The following is a 14815-nucleotide window of genomic DNA, read 5'->3' on the forward strand; positions in this document are numbered from 1 at the left end:
CCGCCCCCTATGCTGTGCGAGTGCGTGTTTATGCCCGGAGTTCGCTCGCCCCTGCACGCAACCGGCATGAAGGACAGGCGCGTTCGGGCCCAGTCGAACGGATCACGTGGCACACACTGGCCCGTGGCGCCCTTACAGCATCCGGCTCGAAGGGAATCCGTCTTGCCTAAGACCGTTGTCATCACTGGTGCGAGCGATGGAACCGGAGCCGCCGCGGCGCGCCTACTGGTATGTGATGGACACCGTGTGGTCGCCGTGGGCAGGTCCGCGGCCAAGACCAAGGCGGTTGCGGACGAGCTCGGCGTGCACCATTTCGTCGCCGACTTCGCCGACTTGCACCAGGTGCGCACCTTGGCGGCACAGCTCGCCGATCACTGCCCGCGCATCGACGTACTGGCCAACAACGCCGGGGCGATCCTCGGGGGCCCGCCATGTCACAGCAGACGGTTTTGAGGAGACGTTCCAGGTCAACTATCTCGCGCCGTTCCTGCTGACCAACCTGCTGCTGGACACCCTGCTGGCTTCTCAGGCCCTCGTCGTGCAGACCTCAAGCAACGCCGCACGAGTGTCAGCACGCGTCGACCTGGACGACCTCGACAATGCGCGGAACTACTCACCCGTACGCGCCTACGGCAACGCCAAGCTGGAACTCGTCCTCTTCACCCGGGAACTGCACGACCGATACCACGAGCAGGGCCTGTCCGCTGTGGCCTTCCATCCCGGCGGTGTCGCGTCGAACTTCGCCCAGACCAGCCGAAGCCCTGTGGGCACACTGTTCCGGACACCCGTGCCTCGCCTGCTCTTCCAGTCCCCGCAGAAGGCGGCACGACAGCTGCTGCGGTTCGTCACCCGCACACCCGAGGAATGCGTCGTGTCCGGTGCGCCGCAGCTGTGGGAGGCCACTACAGCATCGCTCGACCTGAACAAGAGGTGACGAGCCACAGATCTGGTGCGGACGAGTTGGTCAGGTGCAACGGCCCCCGCCGCGCACAGAGCGTCGACCATTATGGGAGCCCAGGCACAGGTCCCCAGTGATCACAGAGCGTCATAGCTGCATGGTCACAAGGGCTTGTGCCCGTTCTGTTGCCAAGGCCCCCAACGGCGCCTATCTTCGCGACCTCTAACCCGGCTCTTCGCAGATGAGGGTGTAGTCGTCGTCTGACGGCCGGGCGGCGTGGCGGTCGTGGTGACGAGGTCGAGGCCCTTCGATGATGGAAGTTCTCATACCCACCATCCGAAAGAGGGGGTCCGCTGTCGGAACAGGTGACAGGTGACAGGTGACAGGTGACATCTGAACTGCGGTGTCTGAAGGCATCACTGGAAGGATGATCATCATGCACAAGCCCTACCCGCGCGAGTTCCGCGATGACGTCGTCCGCGTCGCTGAGAACTGCGAGCCCGGGGTTCCGTTGCGTCAGATCGCGGCGGACTTCGGAATCAGTGAGACATGTCTGCAGCACTGGATGCGTCGGGCCGCCGTCGAGGCGGGAGCCAAGCTCGGTGTGACGAAAGCCGAGTCGGACGAGGCCCCGCGAGCTGCGCAAGCGCGTCCGGTTGCTGGAGCAGGAGAACGACGGAGTTCGGGCACCGGTTCCTTGCCGACGAGGCCCGCGCCGCCGGTCAGGCAGTGTCGGACCGGGCCGCGTGGGGGATCGCCTCGAGCAACGGCTGGTGGTCGGTGTTCGGGAAGAAGTCGCGCGGAAGAGCAAGAAGGCAGGCCCTCCCGTTCATGACGACCGCGTGCAGCGTGTTGTCGCCGCTTCGTGAAAACTGTCCCCCAGGCGCTCTCCGAAAGTTGACCCCTCCTGACTCTTGGAGGGTGCTGAAAGTGGAGGACTGGGCAGAGATACGCCGTCTGCATCGAGCGGAGGGCGTGCCCTCGCTCGGCGGCTGGGGGTGGCCCGGTACGCGGTGCGGGCCGCGTTGAACTCGGACCGGCCGCCGAAGTACGAACGGGCGCCACGCGGGTCGGTGGCGGACGCCTATGAGACGCAGATCCGGTTCCTGCTGAACGAGTGGCCCAGGATGCCGGCCCCGGTGATCGACGAGCGGATCGGCTGGCCGCACTCGATGTCTCCGCTGAAGAAGAAGCTGGCCCAGATCCGGCCTGAGTACGTGGGCATCGACCCGGTCGACCGGATGACCTACGAACCGGGCGAGATCACCCAGTGAGACCTGTGGTTCCCGGAACCGAAAGTGCCGGTCGCACCGGGGCAGGAGCGGATCCTGCCGGTGCTGGTGATGACGTTCGGCTTCTCCCGGTTCATGACGGCGGTGATGATCCCCTCGCGGCAGGGCGGCGACATCCTGTCGGGCATGTGGGAGCTGATCAGCGGCATCGGCCGGGTCGACGTGCTGGAAGCCGTGTGGACCACCGAGCCCGTCGCGCGACACGAGGGCAGGCACCACACCTTCCTCGCCGCGCACATCGGGCCCAAGCCGCTCCAGCGCCCCCCGGCCACCGATCTACCTGTCCGGCTTCGCCCCGCCTCCCGACGCCGGATGACCCGCCGCGCGGACGGCGTACCTCCCGTCGCGGTGCTCGTCCGGGGTTCCGCATTCGACCCCGCCACCGAGTCAACCGTGCCGGGGATCGCGGACATCATCTTCCGTACGGGAGACGAGACGGATGTCGACCACGTCTTCGTCGACTTCGTCCACCTGGCCGACCGCGGCGCGGACCAGACCCTGGAACTGCTGCGTCAGACGATGTAACTGTCCCGCTGAAGGCCGAGCCGCGAGACGGCGCGGTCCGCCCCCGGGGGCCGCGTCATCGCGTCGGTCCCTCGCGGGCGGTCGAGGTGGCGGCATAGAGCCAACGGCGCAGGACGAGGGTCACAGCCGGCATCATCAGATACGTCATCAACGTACTGAACAGCAGCGCGAGCATCAGCACCCGCGCCACAAGCGGCCAGGCACGGAGCGCCGGCCCCAACAGACCGTTGCCGATCAGGGAGATCGGGAGTACGGCCGCGAAGGCGGCGAGCGCCATCTTCCACCGAGGCGGCGCCGTCGTGGGCGTGTCGTGCGCAGTGGTGAACAGGGTCTCCATTCCGGTGAGTTCGCGACGCGCCACCTCGCTCTGATGATGGCCCTCGCAGTGGTCGAACAGTGCGGCCCGCTCAGGTGACGTCGTCCAGTGCCGCGCGGACTCCTGGTCGCGGAACCGGTGGATCAGAACCCATGGCCCGGCGGCCGTGGCAGGCCGGAACAACCCGTCCCCCAGGTGTCCGGGAAACGCTGAGGCGGTGTCTGTCACCCGCCCGAACCACTCCCGGAAGTCCTGCTCGTAGCCGGGTTCCACAGCGCGCGCGGTCAGCAGGGTGACGTCGGCCGGGCCGACGTCGTCCGTCTCGGTCATCGATTCTCACTCCGCCGTCGAGAGCTGTCAGAGCTGCGGTGCCACATGCACGAGGTGCTTGGTCTCCTGGAATTCCTCGATCCCGCGGATGCCGTTCAGGCGGCCCACTCCCGACTGCTTGAAGCCGCCCTCCTCGAACTGGTCGTGGATCATGGCCCAGGTGTTGGTCCAGACGGTCCCGGTCTGCAGTTCGCGGCCGACGCGCAGGGGGCGGTCGACATCACGGGTCCAGATGCTCGCGGCCAGGCCGAACTCGGTGGCGTTGGCACGCGCGACGGCGTCGGCCTCGGAGTCGAACACCTCGAAGGTGGCGACCGGACCGAACACTTCGCGCTGCACGATCGGCGAGGACACGTCGGCGACCTCGATCAGGGACGGGCCGAGGAGCGCCCGGTCCCGCTTGCCCCGCACGAGGACGGTGGCGTAGTCGGCCGCGGCGGCCACGGTCTGTTCGACCCGTTGGGCGTTTCCTTCGTCGATCATGGCGCCCATCTCGCTGGCGGGGTCGTCGCCGGGCCCGACCCGGACCGTCTCGAGGGCGGCGACGAGCCGCCGCCGGAGTTCGTCGGCCACGCCGCTCTGGACCAGTATCCGGCTGCCCGTCATGCAGAACTGGCCCGCGAACATGGTGACGGCCTTGGTGAGCACGGGCACGACGGCGTCCAGGTCGGCGTCGTCGAAGACGAGCATCGGCGTCTTTCCGCCCAGCTCCATGGACAGCGTTTTCAGCGTCGGGGCGGCCTGTTCCATGATCACGCGGCCGACCGCGGTGGAGCCGGTGTAGCTGAGCACGTCGACGTCCGGGGAGGAGACCAGCTCCGGAGCCCCGGCGTTGCCGCTCTCGGTGAAGACGTTGAACACGCCCGGGTCCAGGCTCGGCGTGTCGGCGATGATCTCGCTCAGCACTCCGTTGACCAGGCCGGTCTGCGCCGGCATCTTCATGACCACGGTGCAGCCGGCCGCCAGGGCGGGTGCGAAGGAACGCGCCGAGAGGATGACCGGTGAGTTCCACGGCACGATCACCGCGGCGACGCCCGCCGCTTCGCGCAGGGTCATCGAGTACATGCCGGGCCGTACTTCGCCGGCCCTGCCGTGGTCGGTGAGGGCCAGCGCCGCGTGGTAGCGGAGCTTGGGGATGGTGCCTTCGACTTCGATGGCCGCCTCGGAAAGCACCTTCCCGTTCTCCCGCGCCAGGAGGGTGATCAGTTCGTCCTTGCGCTGCTCGAGCCGGTCGGCCAGTTCGTGCAGCGCTGCCGCACGCCGGTGACGGTCGCGGGACCAGGCGGTGGTGTTGAAGGCCCTTCGGGCCGCGGCCACGGCGGCCCTCGCCTCCCGCGCACCGCCGTCGGCGAAGGTGCCGAGCAGGCCGTTCGTCGCGGGGCTGCGGGACTCGCCGCGGGAGCCGGAGTCCTGCCACTGCCCGTCGATGTAGTGGCGCGCGTGCGGCAGGGTTTCGGACTTGGGCATGAGGTGACCTCTCGTCATGCGTCGCACGGCGTTTCGCCGCGGGTACGCGGGACAACGTCAGCGACGCTACAAATGAGGGCCGGTGAGCGAATCGGGCGGGCAATCCGTCACTTCCGCCGGAGGCGTCGCGCGCCCGCTCCGCCGCGGCCTCCCTGTGCTCACGGTGGCTCACAACCGGCGTGAAGGTGGCTCAGCTCGGTTCGGGTGTTGATGCCGAGCTTGGCGAACACGTTCCCGAGGTGGTGGCCCACGGTGCGGTGGCTGATCCGCAGCTGTACGCCGATCTCGCGATTCGTCAGCTGTTCGGCGGCCAGTTCGGCGACTCGCTGTTCCTGGGCGGTGAGCTGGTTCATCGCCCTGGTGTCCGAGCTTCCCCGGCGGCCCGGCGCTCCGGTGAGGTCCTGCTCGCGCTGCGCGCGTTGGCGCAGCGGCTCGGCACCGAGCCGCTCGAACGCCTCCAAGGCAGCGCCGATCCGGACGCGCGCATCGGTCCGCCGGCGGCCCCGTCGCAACCACTCGCCGTAGGACAACTGAGCGCGCGCGTAGAGCAGCGCATGGGATCGGGCACCCGGCACGTCGAGTGCGGCCCGGAAGGCACCCTCGGCCCGGGCGCCGCCGAGGAGCCCGCGCGTGACGTGCGCGGCACAGCGGGCCCACGGCGCTCCCGTGTGTCGCGCCCAGGCTTCGAGCACCCGTACCCGTTCGTCCGCGAGGTCGCTCCTGCCGACGCGCACGGCCGCCTCGGCCGTGTCGAGAGCGGTCAGGAGCGCGAAGGTCGGGTGTTCCGCGCCATGGCCCGGCTCGGTCAGGCGCACCAGGATGTCCAGTGCTTCCTCGGGGCGCTCGCGAAACAGCGAGGCCATGCCGCGGTTCCAGTACGCGGCGGCGCTCAGCGCGCGGACGCCCTGCGGGAGTGACGTCTCCAGAGTCCTGGCGGTGGCCTCCGCGACGGCGCGTTCGTCACCACGCGCCGCGGCGAGCCAGCCCAGGCTGGTGCGGCAGTGGGAGGCGATGTGGTCGGCACCTAGGTCCTGGGCCAGCCGCAGTCCCTCCGCGGCCGAGGACTCCGCTTGCGGCCAGCGGCCGGCAGCGTTGTCCAGCATCGCGGTCTGGGCCAGGGCGGCGGCGAGCCGAGCGCGCTCGCTGCGCCGCCGCAGGCGCGGCAACCGGCGGCGCAGCGCATCCGCCATCGGCTCGTCGATCCCCCAGGCCAGGGCGAGGGGTGTCGGCGGCAGCAACGGCAGGATGGTCGTACGGACCCGCGCGGCGGCATCACCGAGGTCGGGGATGTCCGCCGGCGCCGCGTCGGCGGACACGTCGTCGCTCCACCAGGCAAGCGTGCCGGGTAATCCGGTCCGGCCCGCGACGTCGTCTTCGAGCAGCAGCTCCAGCGCTCTGTCCCGCAGGTCGCCGCGTCCGACGGACCAGGCGGCGCGCATGGCCAGCGTGCCCAGTTCCAGCGCCGTTCCCGGTTCCGGGACGCGCTTCATGTCGGTGATCAGGAAGTGGTGCGCCATCTCGGGCATGCCCCGGGCGAACTCCATGATCCCCCGCAGGCCCCGGCTCCGCCGGGCGACGTGAGCACCGGGGGCCAGCCGTTCCGCGTCATCGAGCAGGCGCTGCGCCGTGGCTGCCCACCCGGCGTCCCAGGAAGCCCTGGCCGCCTCGGCAAGGCGTTGTGAGGCGTCGATCGGTACGGCCGACAGTTCGGCGGCCCGCCACCACGCCCGTGCCGCCGTGTTCGTGGCCCCGCGGAGCCGGGAGCGGACGGCGGTCCGTTCGAGGAGCCGCGCGACGTCCTCATCGCGTCCGTGGACCAGGGCGGCGAGATGCCATGCGCGCTCCTCCGCCTCGTCCGGCATCGTGGCGGCCAGGGCGCGGTGAGCCCGGCGCCTCGTCGCGGCACCGCAGCCCTCGTAGACGGCTCTGCTCACGACCGGGTGCCGGAAACCGACGCGGTTGCCCGCCACGTGGAGCAGGCCCGCGTTGGTCACTTCCTCCCAGACGGCGTCACCGGCACCCGACGCACGTCCGGCCCGCTGCACCGTGAGCCGGTCGCCGTGCTCCTCGGCCGCCGCGAGCACGGTCAGCAACTGCGCCGGAGGGCTCAGGGCCTCGATCCTGGCACGGAAAGCCCGCTGCAGGCACGGCCCGACGGGCGGTCGTCCTCGCTTCCGGCGATGCTCGGCGTCGTCGAGGTCGCCCCCGAGCGTGGCCAGTTCGTGCAGCGCCAAGGGGTTGCCCCCCGGCCTCCCGGACCATGCTCCGCCTCGTCGCCTCGTCGCCTCGTCGCCTCGTCGCCTCGTCGCCTCGTCGCCTCGTCGCCTCGTCGCCTCGTCGCCTCGTCGGTGAGCGGCGCCACGGCCGCCACAAGCTGCTGCGCGCTCTCGTCGCTCAGGCCGTCGACCCGCACGTCGGCCACGCCTTCCCAGGGCCGGGCGGCCGGATCGCTGTGATCGGCGAGCACGACGACCACGGGATGCGCTCCCACGCGTCGGGCGACGAACCCCAGGCACAGCGCGGTGGCCTCGTCGAGCCACTGCCCGTCGTCCACCACGACGAGCACGGGCTGCCGCTCGGCGAGTCCGCGGAGCAGCGACAGCACGGCCGCCCCGACCACCAGGCGGTCCGTCGGCTCACCGCTCAGCCCGAGCGCCGTACGCACAGCGGCGGCCTGGGCCGTCGCCAGCAGCTCGACACGATCGGCCAGCGGTCGCAGCAGCCCGTGCAGCCCCGCGAAAGCCAGGTCCGACTCGGGCCGGGTGGCCGAGTGGCTCAGCCGGACGAAGCCCGCGGCCTGGCCATGCACGTGGCGAAGCAGAGCTGACTTGCCGATACCCGGCTCGCCCCACACCACGAGCGCGCCACCGCTCCCGCCGCGGGCCTGCGTAAGCAGCCCGTCGAGAACCGCGGTCTCCTCGCGGCGTCCGAACAGCTCCGTCGGCGCTGCCCCTGTCGCAGCTTGGTCACCGGGCCCGCCACGCGCGCACCGCATCACGTCACGCGTTCGGACTGGACGAGTTCGCGGGCGCGCGGCGCGACCTCGTGACCGAAGAGGTTCAGGTCGGCAGGATCGTCCGAGGCGAGGATGAACCCGGACACGCCGTACTGCAGGGCGAGGTCGGCGATTTGTTCGGCCCAGTCGCCGGGAGTCCCCTGCAACAGGCCGCCGCCGGCGCCGGACGTGAATCGGCCGCTCAGGTTGAGCAGGCGGCTGACCGCCGCGGGCTCCCGACCGGCGGCGGAGGCGGCCTCGTCGATCTGCTCGTTCATCGCGCGCAGCGATGCCGGGCCCTCGGGCAGGAAACCCAGGGAGGGCAGCCAACCGTCGGCGATCCTGCCCGTCAGCCGGAGCATGCGCGGCTTGTAGGCACCGATGCGGATCGGGATGCGATGGGCGGGTGCCGGGCCGCGCTTGGCGCCGTTCACGGTGTAGAACTCCCCGGTGACACGGAGGGGACCGGTCTCGTCGGTGGCCCACAGCCCCCGGATCACGCCCACGGCCTCCTCCACCGCCCGCACGGCCTGGGCCGGTTCGAGCCGGCGGCCTCCCATCGCGACGATGCCGTCCCAGAACGCGCCCGCGCCGATGCCCAGTTCGACTCGCCCGCCGGTCAGCCGGTCCAGGCTCGCGGCGGCGCGGGCCAGCACGGCCGGGGGCCGCAGCGGAAGGCTCAGCACGTTGCCGCTGATCCGGATCCGTTCGGTGCGTGCGGCGACGTACGACATCAGGGTCCAGGTGTCCTGGAACGCCGACTGGTAGGGGTGGTCCTGGAAGCTGACCAGGTCGAGGCCGGCCCTCTCGGAGGTCTGGGCCAGCTCGACCGGCGCCTGAGGCGGGTGGGCGGTGGGGGTGATGAAGCTGCCGAACCACAGTTCGTGGCCGTAGTCGCTCATGGGGTGCTTCCTCCGGGGTGGTTCGCGGCGGGTGTGAGGGCGAAGTTGTCGCCGAACACGCCCTCGGGGTCGTAGACGCTCTTCAGCTCACGCAGACGCGTGAGGGTCCGTGGGGGCCATGCCGCGGTGATCCGCTCGGGCCGGAGGCTGGACTCGAAGCTGATGTAGAGGCCGTCGAGGAAAGGGCTCAGCCGGGCCCAGGCCAGGTCGACCACCTCGTCGTCACCGCCCATCACCACCAGCGAGAAGTTCGCGTCGCGGTGGGCGTAGGCCGTGGCGTCCGCGGGGACATCGGCGACGGCGCCCCCGACCGAGCGGAGCTGGAACCATCCGATCGCGCCGCTGCGGATCATCTGAGCCGCCGCCGCAGCGAACTGCGGGGTCACGTGCCGGAGCAGTCCGCTGCGTGAGACCGGTTCACCCTGGGAGACCGGTGGGTCGTCGCTCGCGTTGTCCATCACGGCCGCGTAGGAGGTGATGACGATGTCCTGGGCATAGATCGCGGAGATCGCGGCCAGTGGCTTCAGCCGGGCGCGCACGGTCTCCGGGTCCGAGGAGTCGACCATGGTGTGGCTCACCGCGAGCGCCGGACGTCCGCCGCGCGGGGGCGGCACGATGAGGAAGCTGGTGAGGTCCCGCGGTGAGTCCTCCACCGCCCGGCCCCACTCGACGAGGTAGCGCTCGAGGTCGCTCGCGTCCTGGGTGAGCCGGGCGAAGGCGACCGCGCCCACGTCGTCGGCCTCGAACTCGAAGGCAGTGACGATCCCGAAGTTCGCGCCCGCCCCTCGCACGGCCCAGAAGAGATCGGGGTTCTCCGCATCGTCGGCCCGCACGACGGAGCCGTCCGCGAGCACCATCTCCACGGCCCGCAGGCGGTCGATGGTCAGTCCGTGCCCGCGCGCGAGGTACCCGATGCCCCCCGCCGTGGCGAGGCCGCCCACCCCGACGCCCCCGTAGTCGCCCGAACTCAACGCCCAGCCGTAGGGCTCCAGTGCGGCCGCCACCTCGGCCCAGCGCGCACCCGGGCCGATGCGCACCCGGCGTGTCTTCCTGTCGAGCACCTCGATCGCATTCATCAGTGACACGTCGATGACGATCCCGCCGTCATTGGTGGAGCGGCCGGAGACCCCGTGTCCGGCGCTTCGCCGAGACAGGGCCACGCCGGGATGCCGGCGGGCGAACGCGAGCGCCTGGGTCACCTGCTCGTTCGTCGCCGCCCGCAGGATGATGCCGGGCGCACCACCGCGCAGGTATCCGGACCGCAGTCGGGCGTAGGCCGGATCACCGGGCTCGACGACCTCGGCCATCTCCGGCGGAGCGCCCTCGTAGTCGATCCCCGGTCGGCGCCTGGCGCGCACGGCGGACCGCCGGACCCGCGCGCCCGACCATCCGCGCAAAAGCACCGCGTCCACGGCCGCCCGCAGGGCCGGGGCGACCTCGCTCGCGAAGCCTGCCGCGACGTCTCGCTCCACGGTGTCCAGCACGATGGTGCCCACCCCGTGCTCGACGACGAGTGGCAGCAGGTCGTTCACCCAGTCCGCGGCGGTCCCGGTGAACCTGCCTGTCCGCTCGCCGAAGCCACCGCGGATCGTGACCCGTCTGCGGATCTCGCGGGGATCGCGGCCTGCCCCTCGCGCCGCCTCGTCGACTGCGCGGTTGCCCTGCGTCAGCGTGGCGGCGTCGCACCCCGTCGACCACTCGTCAGCCCGCAGCCCGACCAGCCGGAGCAGGTCTTGGTCCTGGCCGTCCACGGAGATCGGCACGTCGTGCGCGGGCGCGGCCTTCTCAGCTCCCGCGAGACGGTGGAAGCGGCCGGTGAACCGGCCGAGGCCACGGTCGAGGACATTCCAGAGCTCGCGGACGACGGCGATCGCCTCACCCAGTGCCGCGACCGAATCGGCTGTCCCGGACGCGGCGGCTGACGGGCCCGCCCGGAAAGCCAGTTCGACCCTGCCTTCGGTGAGCCGGTCCAGGCCCGCGACGGCTCGCGCGAGCATCGCCGGATGGAGGGTGTCGGGGCGTGCCTCCAGCACCAGTCCGAGAGAGACCGTCGCCGCGGCGATCCAGGCCGCCACAGTCGAGGGTTCGAGATCGTCGCCGGCGGTTCCGGCCGGGACGACCAGCAAGTCCAGCCCCCACTGCTCGGCCAGGCCCGCCACTTCGACCAACCGGCCGGGTCCGCAGTCGGCGTCGGAGGGCAGGTGCAGCCCGAATCTCAGCGCGTGCCCGTAGTTCATAGCGCGTGGTGACAGGCCGAGTGTGCGTTCATGGGCCAAGGCTGCACGGCGATGATCACAGGCGACAAGCGGGACATGACCAGGTCATCAAAAGTGACACGCTCCAGTATCGTGACCGTATGACCGGTCCTCGACAGCCCGATGATTCCTCCGCCACTGCGGGCCAGAGCCGCCCGGAAGCAGGCTACGAACACATCGACGACGACGTGTGCCGCAGTTTTCAGCGCTCGGTCGAGATCGTGGGCAAGAAGTGGAGCGCCGCGGTGCTCCTGGCGGCGATGCGGGGCGCGCGCCGATTCGTCGACTACCGAGCGCGGATCCCCGGAATCTCGAACCAACTTCTGTCCCAGCGTCTGCGTGAGCTCGAGGGCCACCGACTCATTGAGCGGCTCGTGGTACCGACGACGCCGGTCCAGATCACGTACCGGCCCACCGAACAAGGCGCCAGCCTGATGCGCGTCCTGCATCCGCTGATCGAATGGAGCGCCAGGAACCAGGACATGGACACCTGACGAACTGGTCGCAGGCCGCCCACGCACTCGATCCGTCGCGTACCGGGACCGGTGGTCGCGCTGGCGGCCGCTCGCGGTGTGGCTTCAGCAATGCGGGGACAGGAACGGGTTACGGGACCAGGACGATCTTTCCCGTGGTGTGGCCGGCCATGATCTCGCGGTGGGCGGTGGCGGCCTCGCGCAGGGGGTGGCTGTCCGCGATCACAATGCGCAGGCGGCCTGCTGTCGCGGCCTCCGTGAGCTGCAGTCGGGCGGCTTCCCGGACCTCGGTGCCGGGATCCGCGCCCGGCACACCACCCAGGAGCTTGATTCCCGCGCGAGCCCCGCGCTCGTGGCCCGCGATGGTGGCGATACGCAGGCGGTCCGGCACGAGCTCCACGGAGACGGCCACCGCCTCCTCGGTGCCCACGAGATCGGCGGCCGCGTGCACGCCCTCCGGCGCCACCGCGCGCACCCTGTCCGCCAGCCCCGGCCCGTACACGACCGGGATCGCTCCCAGCTCTCGCAGGAGGTCGTGCTTGGCCCGGCTCGCCGTGGCCACTACCGTCGCGCCGCGTGCCACCGCGAGCTGCACGGCCACGAGGCCGACGCCTCCCGCGGCACCGTGGATCAGCACCGTCTCGCCCTTGCCAAGGCCGACCGCCTCAAGCGCGTGTACGGCGGTGACCCCGGCGGCCAGCAGCCCGCCGGCCTGCTCCCAGGACAGGGCGACGGGCTTCGGCACCACGGACGAGGCTGGCACGACGATTTCGGCGGCGTAGGCACCCGGCGCGGTGTAGGTGATCACTTCGTCACCCACCGCGATCGGGCCCGCGGGGCCGATCGCGTCGGCACCGACCGCTGTCACCACGCCCGCCGCCTCGACACCGAGCCGCACCGGCAGTCTCTCCGGATCGACACCGAAGGCGCCGCTGTACGACTTGTAGTCGAAGGGATTGACGCCGGCCGCGCGGACCGTGATCCGTACCTCGTTCGGCCTCGGCTCCGGGACGGCGACATCGATCACCGACAGGACCTCGGGACCCCCATACGCGCCCGCCACTACCGCAGTTGTTTCGCTCATATGAGAGGACAACGGGTGCGCGAGGCGCCCCATTCCTCAGGTCCGGGCCGCCGCCGCGTGCGGGGTCTCGTCCACGGGACGCACGGCGAGAGCGATCTTGCCGCGCGGGCGTTGGCGTCCTTCGTCGGCGGAGCCGCCTTCCAAGAGACTGTGGGCGTGGGCGACGTCGGCCAGCGGCAGCACGGCGCCGATCACCGGCCGGAGTTCGCCCTGGTCGACCAGGCGGCCGAGGGCCTCGAGTTTTGCCCGGCCGGGACTGACGAAGAGGAAATGGTAGGTCGCGTTCACGCCCCAAGCGGCGAGGAGGTTCTGCGGCTCGGGGATGTCCACGATCGACACCACGCGGCCTCGGTCGGCCAGAGCCAGCGGACTGCGGGTGAGGGTGTCCTGGCCCACCGTGTCCAACACGACGTCCACCCCGCCCAGGGCCTGCACCTGCGGCACATAGTCACCGGCCGAGAAGTCGATCGAAACGTCCGCTCCCAGCCGGGTGACGAAGTCGTGATCCCTCGCCCGCGCGGTGGTGACCACCTCGGCCCCCAGCGCACGTGCGACCTGGATGGCGACCGAACCGACCCCGCCCGCGCCGCCGTGCACCAGGACCCGCTCCCCGGTCCGCACTCCGGCCCGTTCGACCAGCGCCTCCCACGCCGTAACCCCCACGAGAGCGAGACCGGCGGCCTCGACATGCGACAAGCGGGAGGGCTTGCGGGCGACCAGGGCCTGGTCGACCACGTGGAACTCGGCATAGGTCCCCTGACCGGTGAACACCGGCGCCAAGTACCAGACCTCGTCGCCCGGCCGGTAGTCGCCCGCCCCCGTGCCGGTCTCGACCACCACGCCGGACACGTCGTTGCCGATCACCGCCGGCAGCGCCACCTGGTCGCGGTAGTCGCCGCGGCGGGTCTGCAGGTCCAGGGGATTCACGGAGGTGGCCATGACCTTCACCAGCAGCTGGCCGGGCCCAGGGCTGGGCATGGGCCGTTCCCGTGCCGCGAACGCGGTGTCCGCACCACCGAAACGGACGAGTTCCATCACACGCATCGAAGAGGACATACGGCGAAGATAAATCGTCGTATCGCGAATCGTCAATATGAGAATGGGTTATGATCACGCCGTGTTCTCGGAAGAGCAGTTGCTGTCCGTATTCCGGGCCCTGTCCAACCCCGCCCGCCGCCAGATGCTGGTGTGGCTCAAGGACCCCATGAGCTTCCCCGGCCAGAAGGCCGAGGACGTCGAGATCGGCGTCTGCGTGACCGACATCCAGCGGCGCATGGGCCTGGGACAGTCCACCACCTCCCAGTACCTCACCATGCTGCGGCAGGCAGGGCTGGTGGTCGCCACCCGACGCGGCAAGTGGACCTACTACCGCCGCGACGAGGCGAACATCGCCCGCCTCTTGGAGACCCTGCGCGACGTGTTCTAGCGCCTGACCCCGGTACGGCGCCCCGGTGCGGCCGGTCTCAGCGGAACGCGGTGACGTTGCGGGCGGCCCAGTCGGCGAAGGGGCGCGGGGCGCGGCCGAGGACCCGCTCGACGTCCGGGCTGACGCGCTGTTCGGCCGGGCTCGGGTTGCCGAGGATGCCCAGGGTGTCGTCGGCCAGCTCCGCCGGCATGCTCCGTGCCATGGCGGCCCTGGCCTCGTCGCGGGTCAGCTCGTGGAAGGCCACGGGTGAGCCCAGCGCGGCGGCGACGGCCTCTGTCTGCCCGCACGGAGTGATCACCTCCGGGCCGGTCAGCTCGTACGCGCCGCCGGTGTGCCGGTCCTCCAGGAGACAGGCCGCCGCCACCGCGGCGATGTCCGCGGGGTCGACGACCGGCACTCCGACATCGCCGAAGGGCGCGGCGACGACCCGCCGCTCCCGGACGGACTCGGCCCACCACAGGGCGTTGGAGGCGAAGCCGCCGGGCCGCAGCACGGCCCATTCCAGGCCGGATTCCCGCACCGTGTCCTCCAGCTCCCGCATCGCGATCCGCGTCGCCCCGAAGGGCCTGGTCACCACGCCGAGCGTGGAGAGCAGGACGATGCGGCGGACCCGCTGCCGGCGGCTTCTTCGCCGATGCACCGAACTCGTGCTGCCCCGGCACACGATCTGCTGCAGCTTCTGCCCCTCCTGGTCGATCAGTCTGCGTACACGACAGGCTCAGCCACCGCGCCTCCAGCGATCGAATGGACGTCACCGCACATCCAACCGTCGCGACCGCCAACCCCGCGAACCTTGGCGGTCAAAGCACTGGGTAGCGTCTTGTCGATCACGTCTCGAGCCAGATGAGCGTG

At 70.8% G+C, this 14815-nt stretch carries 12 protein-coding genes and 2 pseudogenes; 5 read left to right on the forward strand and 9 right to left on the reverse strand.

Translation table 11 applies throughout. The features are described from left to right. Positions 1 to 66: 66 nt before the first annotated feature. From Sru02f_RS20035 to Sru02f_RS20045, 3 genes and pseudogenes are all read left to right on the forward strand, one after another. A complete protein-coding gene (locus Sru02f_RS20035) occupies positions 67 to 453 on the forward strand; it encodes an SDR family oxidoreductase (protein ID WP_244941804.1) in 387 nt (128 codons plus the stop codon). Then, positions 371 to 934: an SDR family NAD(P)-dependent oxidoreductase gene (locus Sru02f_RS20040; RefSeq protein WP_331478593.1), complete on the forward strand. Its 564-nt coding sequence runs from the start codon at positions 371 to 373 to the stop codon at positions 932 to 934. Before Sru02f_RS20035 ends, Sru02f_RS20040 begins: the two co-directional genes overlap by 83 nt. An 885-nt stretch (positions 935 to 1819) precedes the next feature. Continuing rightward, positions 1820 to 2403 (forward strand): annotated as a pseudogene (locus tag Sru02f_RS20045) (IS21 family transposase); the annotation flags it as partial. A gap of 367 nt (positions 2404 to 2770) precedes the next feature. Here Sru02f_RS20045 and Sru02f_RS20050 read toward each other — a convergent pair. The 6 genes from Sru02f_RS20050 to Sru02f_RS20075 all read right to left on the reverse strand — a co-directional run bounded on the left by Sru02f_RS20050 (position 2771) and on the right by Sru02f_RS20075 (position 10962). Then, positions 2771 to 3361 (reverse strand): antibiotic biosynthesis monooxygenase, encoded by a 591-nt coding sequence (locus tag Sru02f_RS20050; RefSeq protein WP_109031347.1) that lies wholly within the window; start codon positions 3359 to 3361, stop codon positions 2771 to 2773. Between the two features lie 27 nt (positions 3362 to 3388). After that, positions 3389 to 4828, reverse strand: a complete 1440-nt coding sequence (locus Sru02f_RS20055) for an aldehyde dehydrogenase family protein (protein WP_109031348.1) — start codon at positions 4826 to 4828, stop codon at positions 3389 to 3391. Positions 4829 to 4986: 158 nt separating this feature from the next. After that, the gene (locus tag Sru02f_RS20060; RefSeq protein WP_373103733.1) at positions 4987 to 7047 is read right to left on the reverse strand and encodes a helix-turn-helix transcriptional regulator; all 2061 of its coding nucleotides are present in this window, start codon (positions 7045 to 7047) and stop codon (positions 4987 to 4989) included. After that, positions 6936 to 7823 carry an ATP-binding protein gene (locus tag Sru02f_RS20065; RefSeq protein WP_373103495.1) on the reverse strand — a complete coding sequence of 296 codons (888 nt, stop codon included), beginning with the start codon at positions 7821 to 7823 and terminating at the stop codon, positions 6936 to 6938. The genes Sru02f_RS20060 and Sru02f_RS20065 overlap by 112 nt, the downstream gene beginning before the upstream one ends. Beyond that, positions 7823 to 8725 (reverse strand): LLM class flavin-dependent oxidoreductase, encoded by a 903-nt coding sequence (locus Sru02f_RS20070; protein WP_109031349.1) that lies wholly within the window; start codon positions 8723 to 8725, stop codon positions 7823 to 7825. Before Sru02f_RS20070 ends, Sru02f_RS20065 begins: the two co-directional genes overlap by 1 nt. Beyond that, on the reverse strand, positions 8722 to 10962 hold the full coding sequence (locus Sru02f_RS20075) for an LLM class flavin-dependent oxidoreductase (RefSeq protein WP_109031350.1): 2241 nt from the start codon (positions 10960 to 10962) through the stop codon (positions 8722 to 8724). Before Sru02f_RS20075 ends, Sru02f_RS20070 begins: the two co-directional genes overlap by 4 nt. Before the next feature lie 119 nt (positions 10963 to 11081). On the opposite strand from Sru02f_RS20075, the gene Sru02f_RS20080 reads away from it, so the two are divergent. After that, on the forward strand, positions 11082 to 11474 hold the full coding sequence (locus Sru02f_RS20080; RefSeq protein WP_109031351.1) for a winged helix-turn-helix transcriptional regulator: 393 nt from the start codon (positions 11082 to 11084) through the stop codon (positions 11472 to 11474). Between the two features lie 109 nt (positions 11475 to 11583). Here the strand turns inward: Sru02f_RS20080 and Sru02f_RS20085 are convergent, their stop codons facing one another. Continuing rightward, a complete protein-coding gene (locus tag Sru02f_RS20085) occupies positions 11584 to 12516 on the reverse strand; it encodes a quinone oxidoreductase family protein (RefSeq protein WP_109031352.1) in 933 nt (310 codons plus the stop codon). Between the two features lie 57 nt (positions 12517 to 12573). Beyond that, a complete protein-coding gene (locus Sru02f_RS20090) occupies positions 12574 to 13593 on the reverse strand; it encodes a zinc-binding dehydrogenase (RefSeq protein ID WP_109031353.1) in 1020 nt (339 codons plus the stop codon). A 61-nt stretch (positions 13594 to 13654) separates the two neighbouring features. On the opposite strand from Sru02f_RS20090, the gene Sru02f_RS20095 reads away from it, so the two are divergent. Further along, positions 13655 to 13963, forward strand: coding sequence for an ArsR/SmtB family transcription factor (locus tag Sru02f_RS20095; RefSeq protein ID WP_003977860.1), 309 nt, complete (start codon positions 13655 to 13657; stop codon positions 13961 to 13963). A 37-nt stretch (positions 13964 to 14000) separates the two neighbouring features. Here the strand turns inward: Sru02f_RS20095 and Sru02f_RS20100 are convergent. Then, a pseudogene (locus Sru02f_RS20100) lies at positions 14001 to 14590 on the reverse strand (NAD(P)H-binding protein); the annotation flags it as partial. Positions 14591 to 14815: the final 225 nt, after the last annotated feature.

The organism is Streptomyces rubrogriseus, assembly GCF_027947575.1.
Classification (GTDB): Bacteria; Actinomycetota; Actinomycetes; order Streptomycetales; family Streptomycetaceae; genus Streptomyces; species Streptomyces rubrogriseus.

What these genes read in the sequence shown, in the direction of transcription:
- Sru02f_RS20055 (WP_109031348.1), bottom strand. Translation starts at nt 4,828, where the DNA reads ATGCCCAAGTCCGAAACCCTGCCGCACGCGCGCCACTACATCGACGGG.
- Sru02f_RS20075 (WP_109031350.1), bottom strand. Translation starts at nt 10,962, where the DNA reads ATGAACTACGGGCACGCGCTGAGATTCGGGCTGCACCTGCCCTCCGAC.
- Sru02f_RS20065 (WP_373103495.1), bottom strand. Translation starts at nt 7,823, where the DNA reads ATGCGGTGCGCGCGTGGCGGGCCCGGTGACCAAGCTGCGACAGGGGCA.
- Sru02f_RS20035 (WP_244941804.1), top strand. Translation starts at nt 67, where the DNA reads ATGAAGGACAGGCGCGTTCGGGCCCAGTCGAACGGATCACGTGGCACA.
- Sru02f_RS20080 (WP_109031351.1), top strand. Translation starts at nt 11,082, where the DNA reads ATGACCGGTCCTCGACAGCCCGATGATTCCTCCGCCACTGCGGGCCAG.
- Sru02f_RS20090 (WP_109031353.1), bottom strand. Translation starts at nt 13,593, where the DNA reads ATGTCCTCTTCGATGCGTGTGATGGAACTCGTCCGTTTCGGTGGTGCG.
- Sru02f_RS20070 (WP_109031349.1), bottom strand. Translation starts at nt 8,725, where the DNA reads ATGAGCGACTACGGCCACGAACTGTGGTTCGGCAGCTTCATCACCCCC.
- Sru02f_RS20050 (WP_109031347.1), bottom strand. Translation starts at nt 3,361, where the DNA reads ATGACCGAGACGGACGACGTCGGCCCGGCCGACGTCACCCTGCTGACC.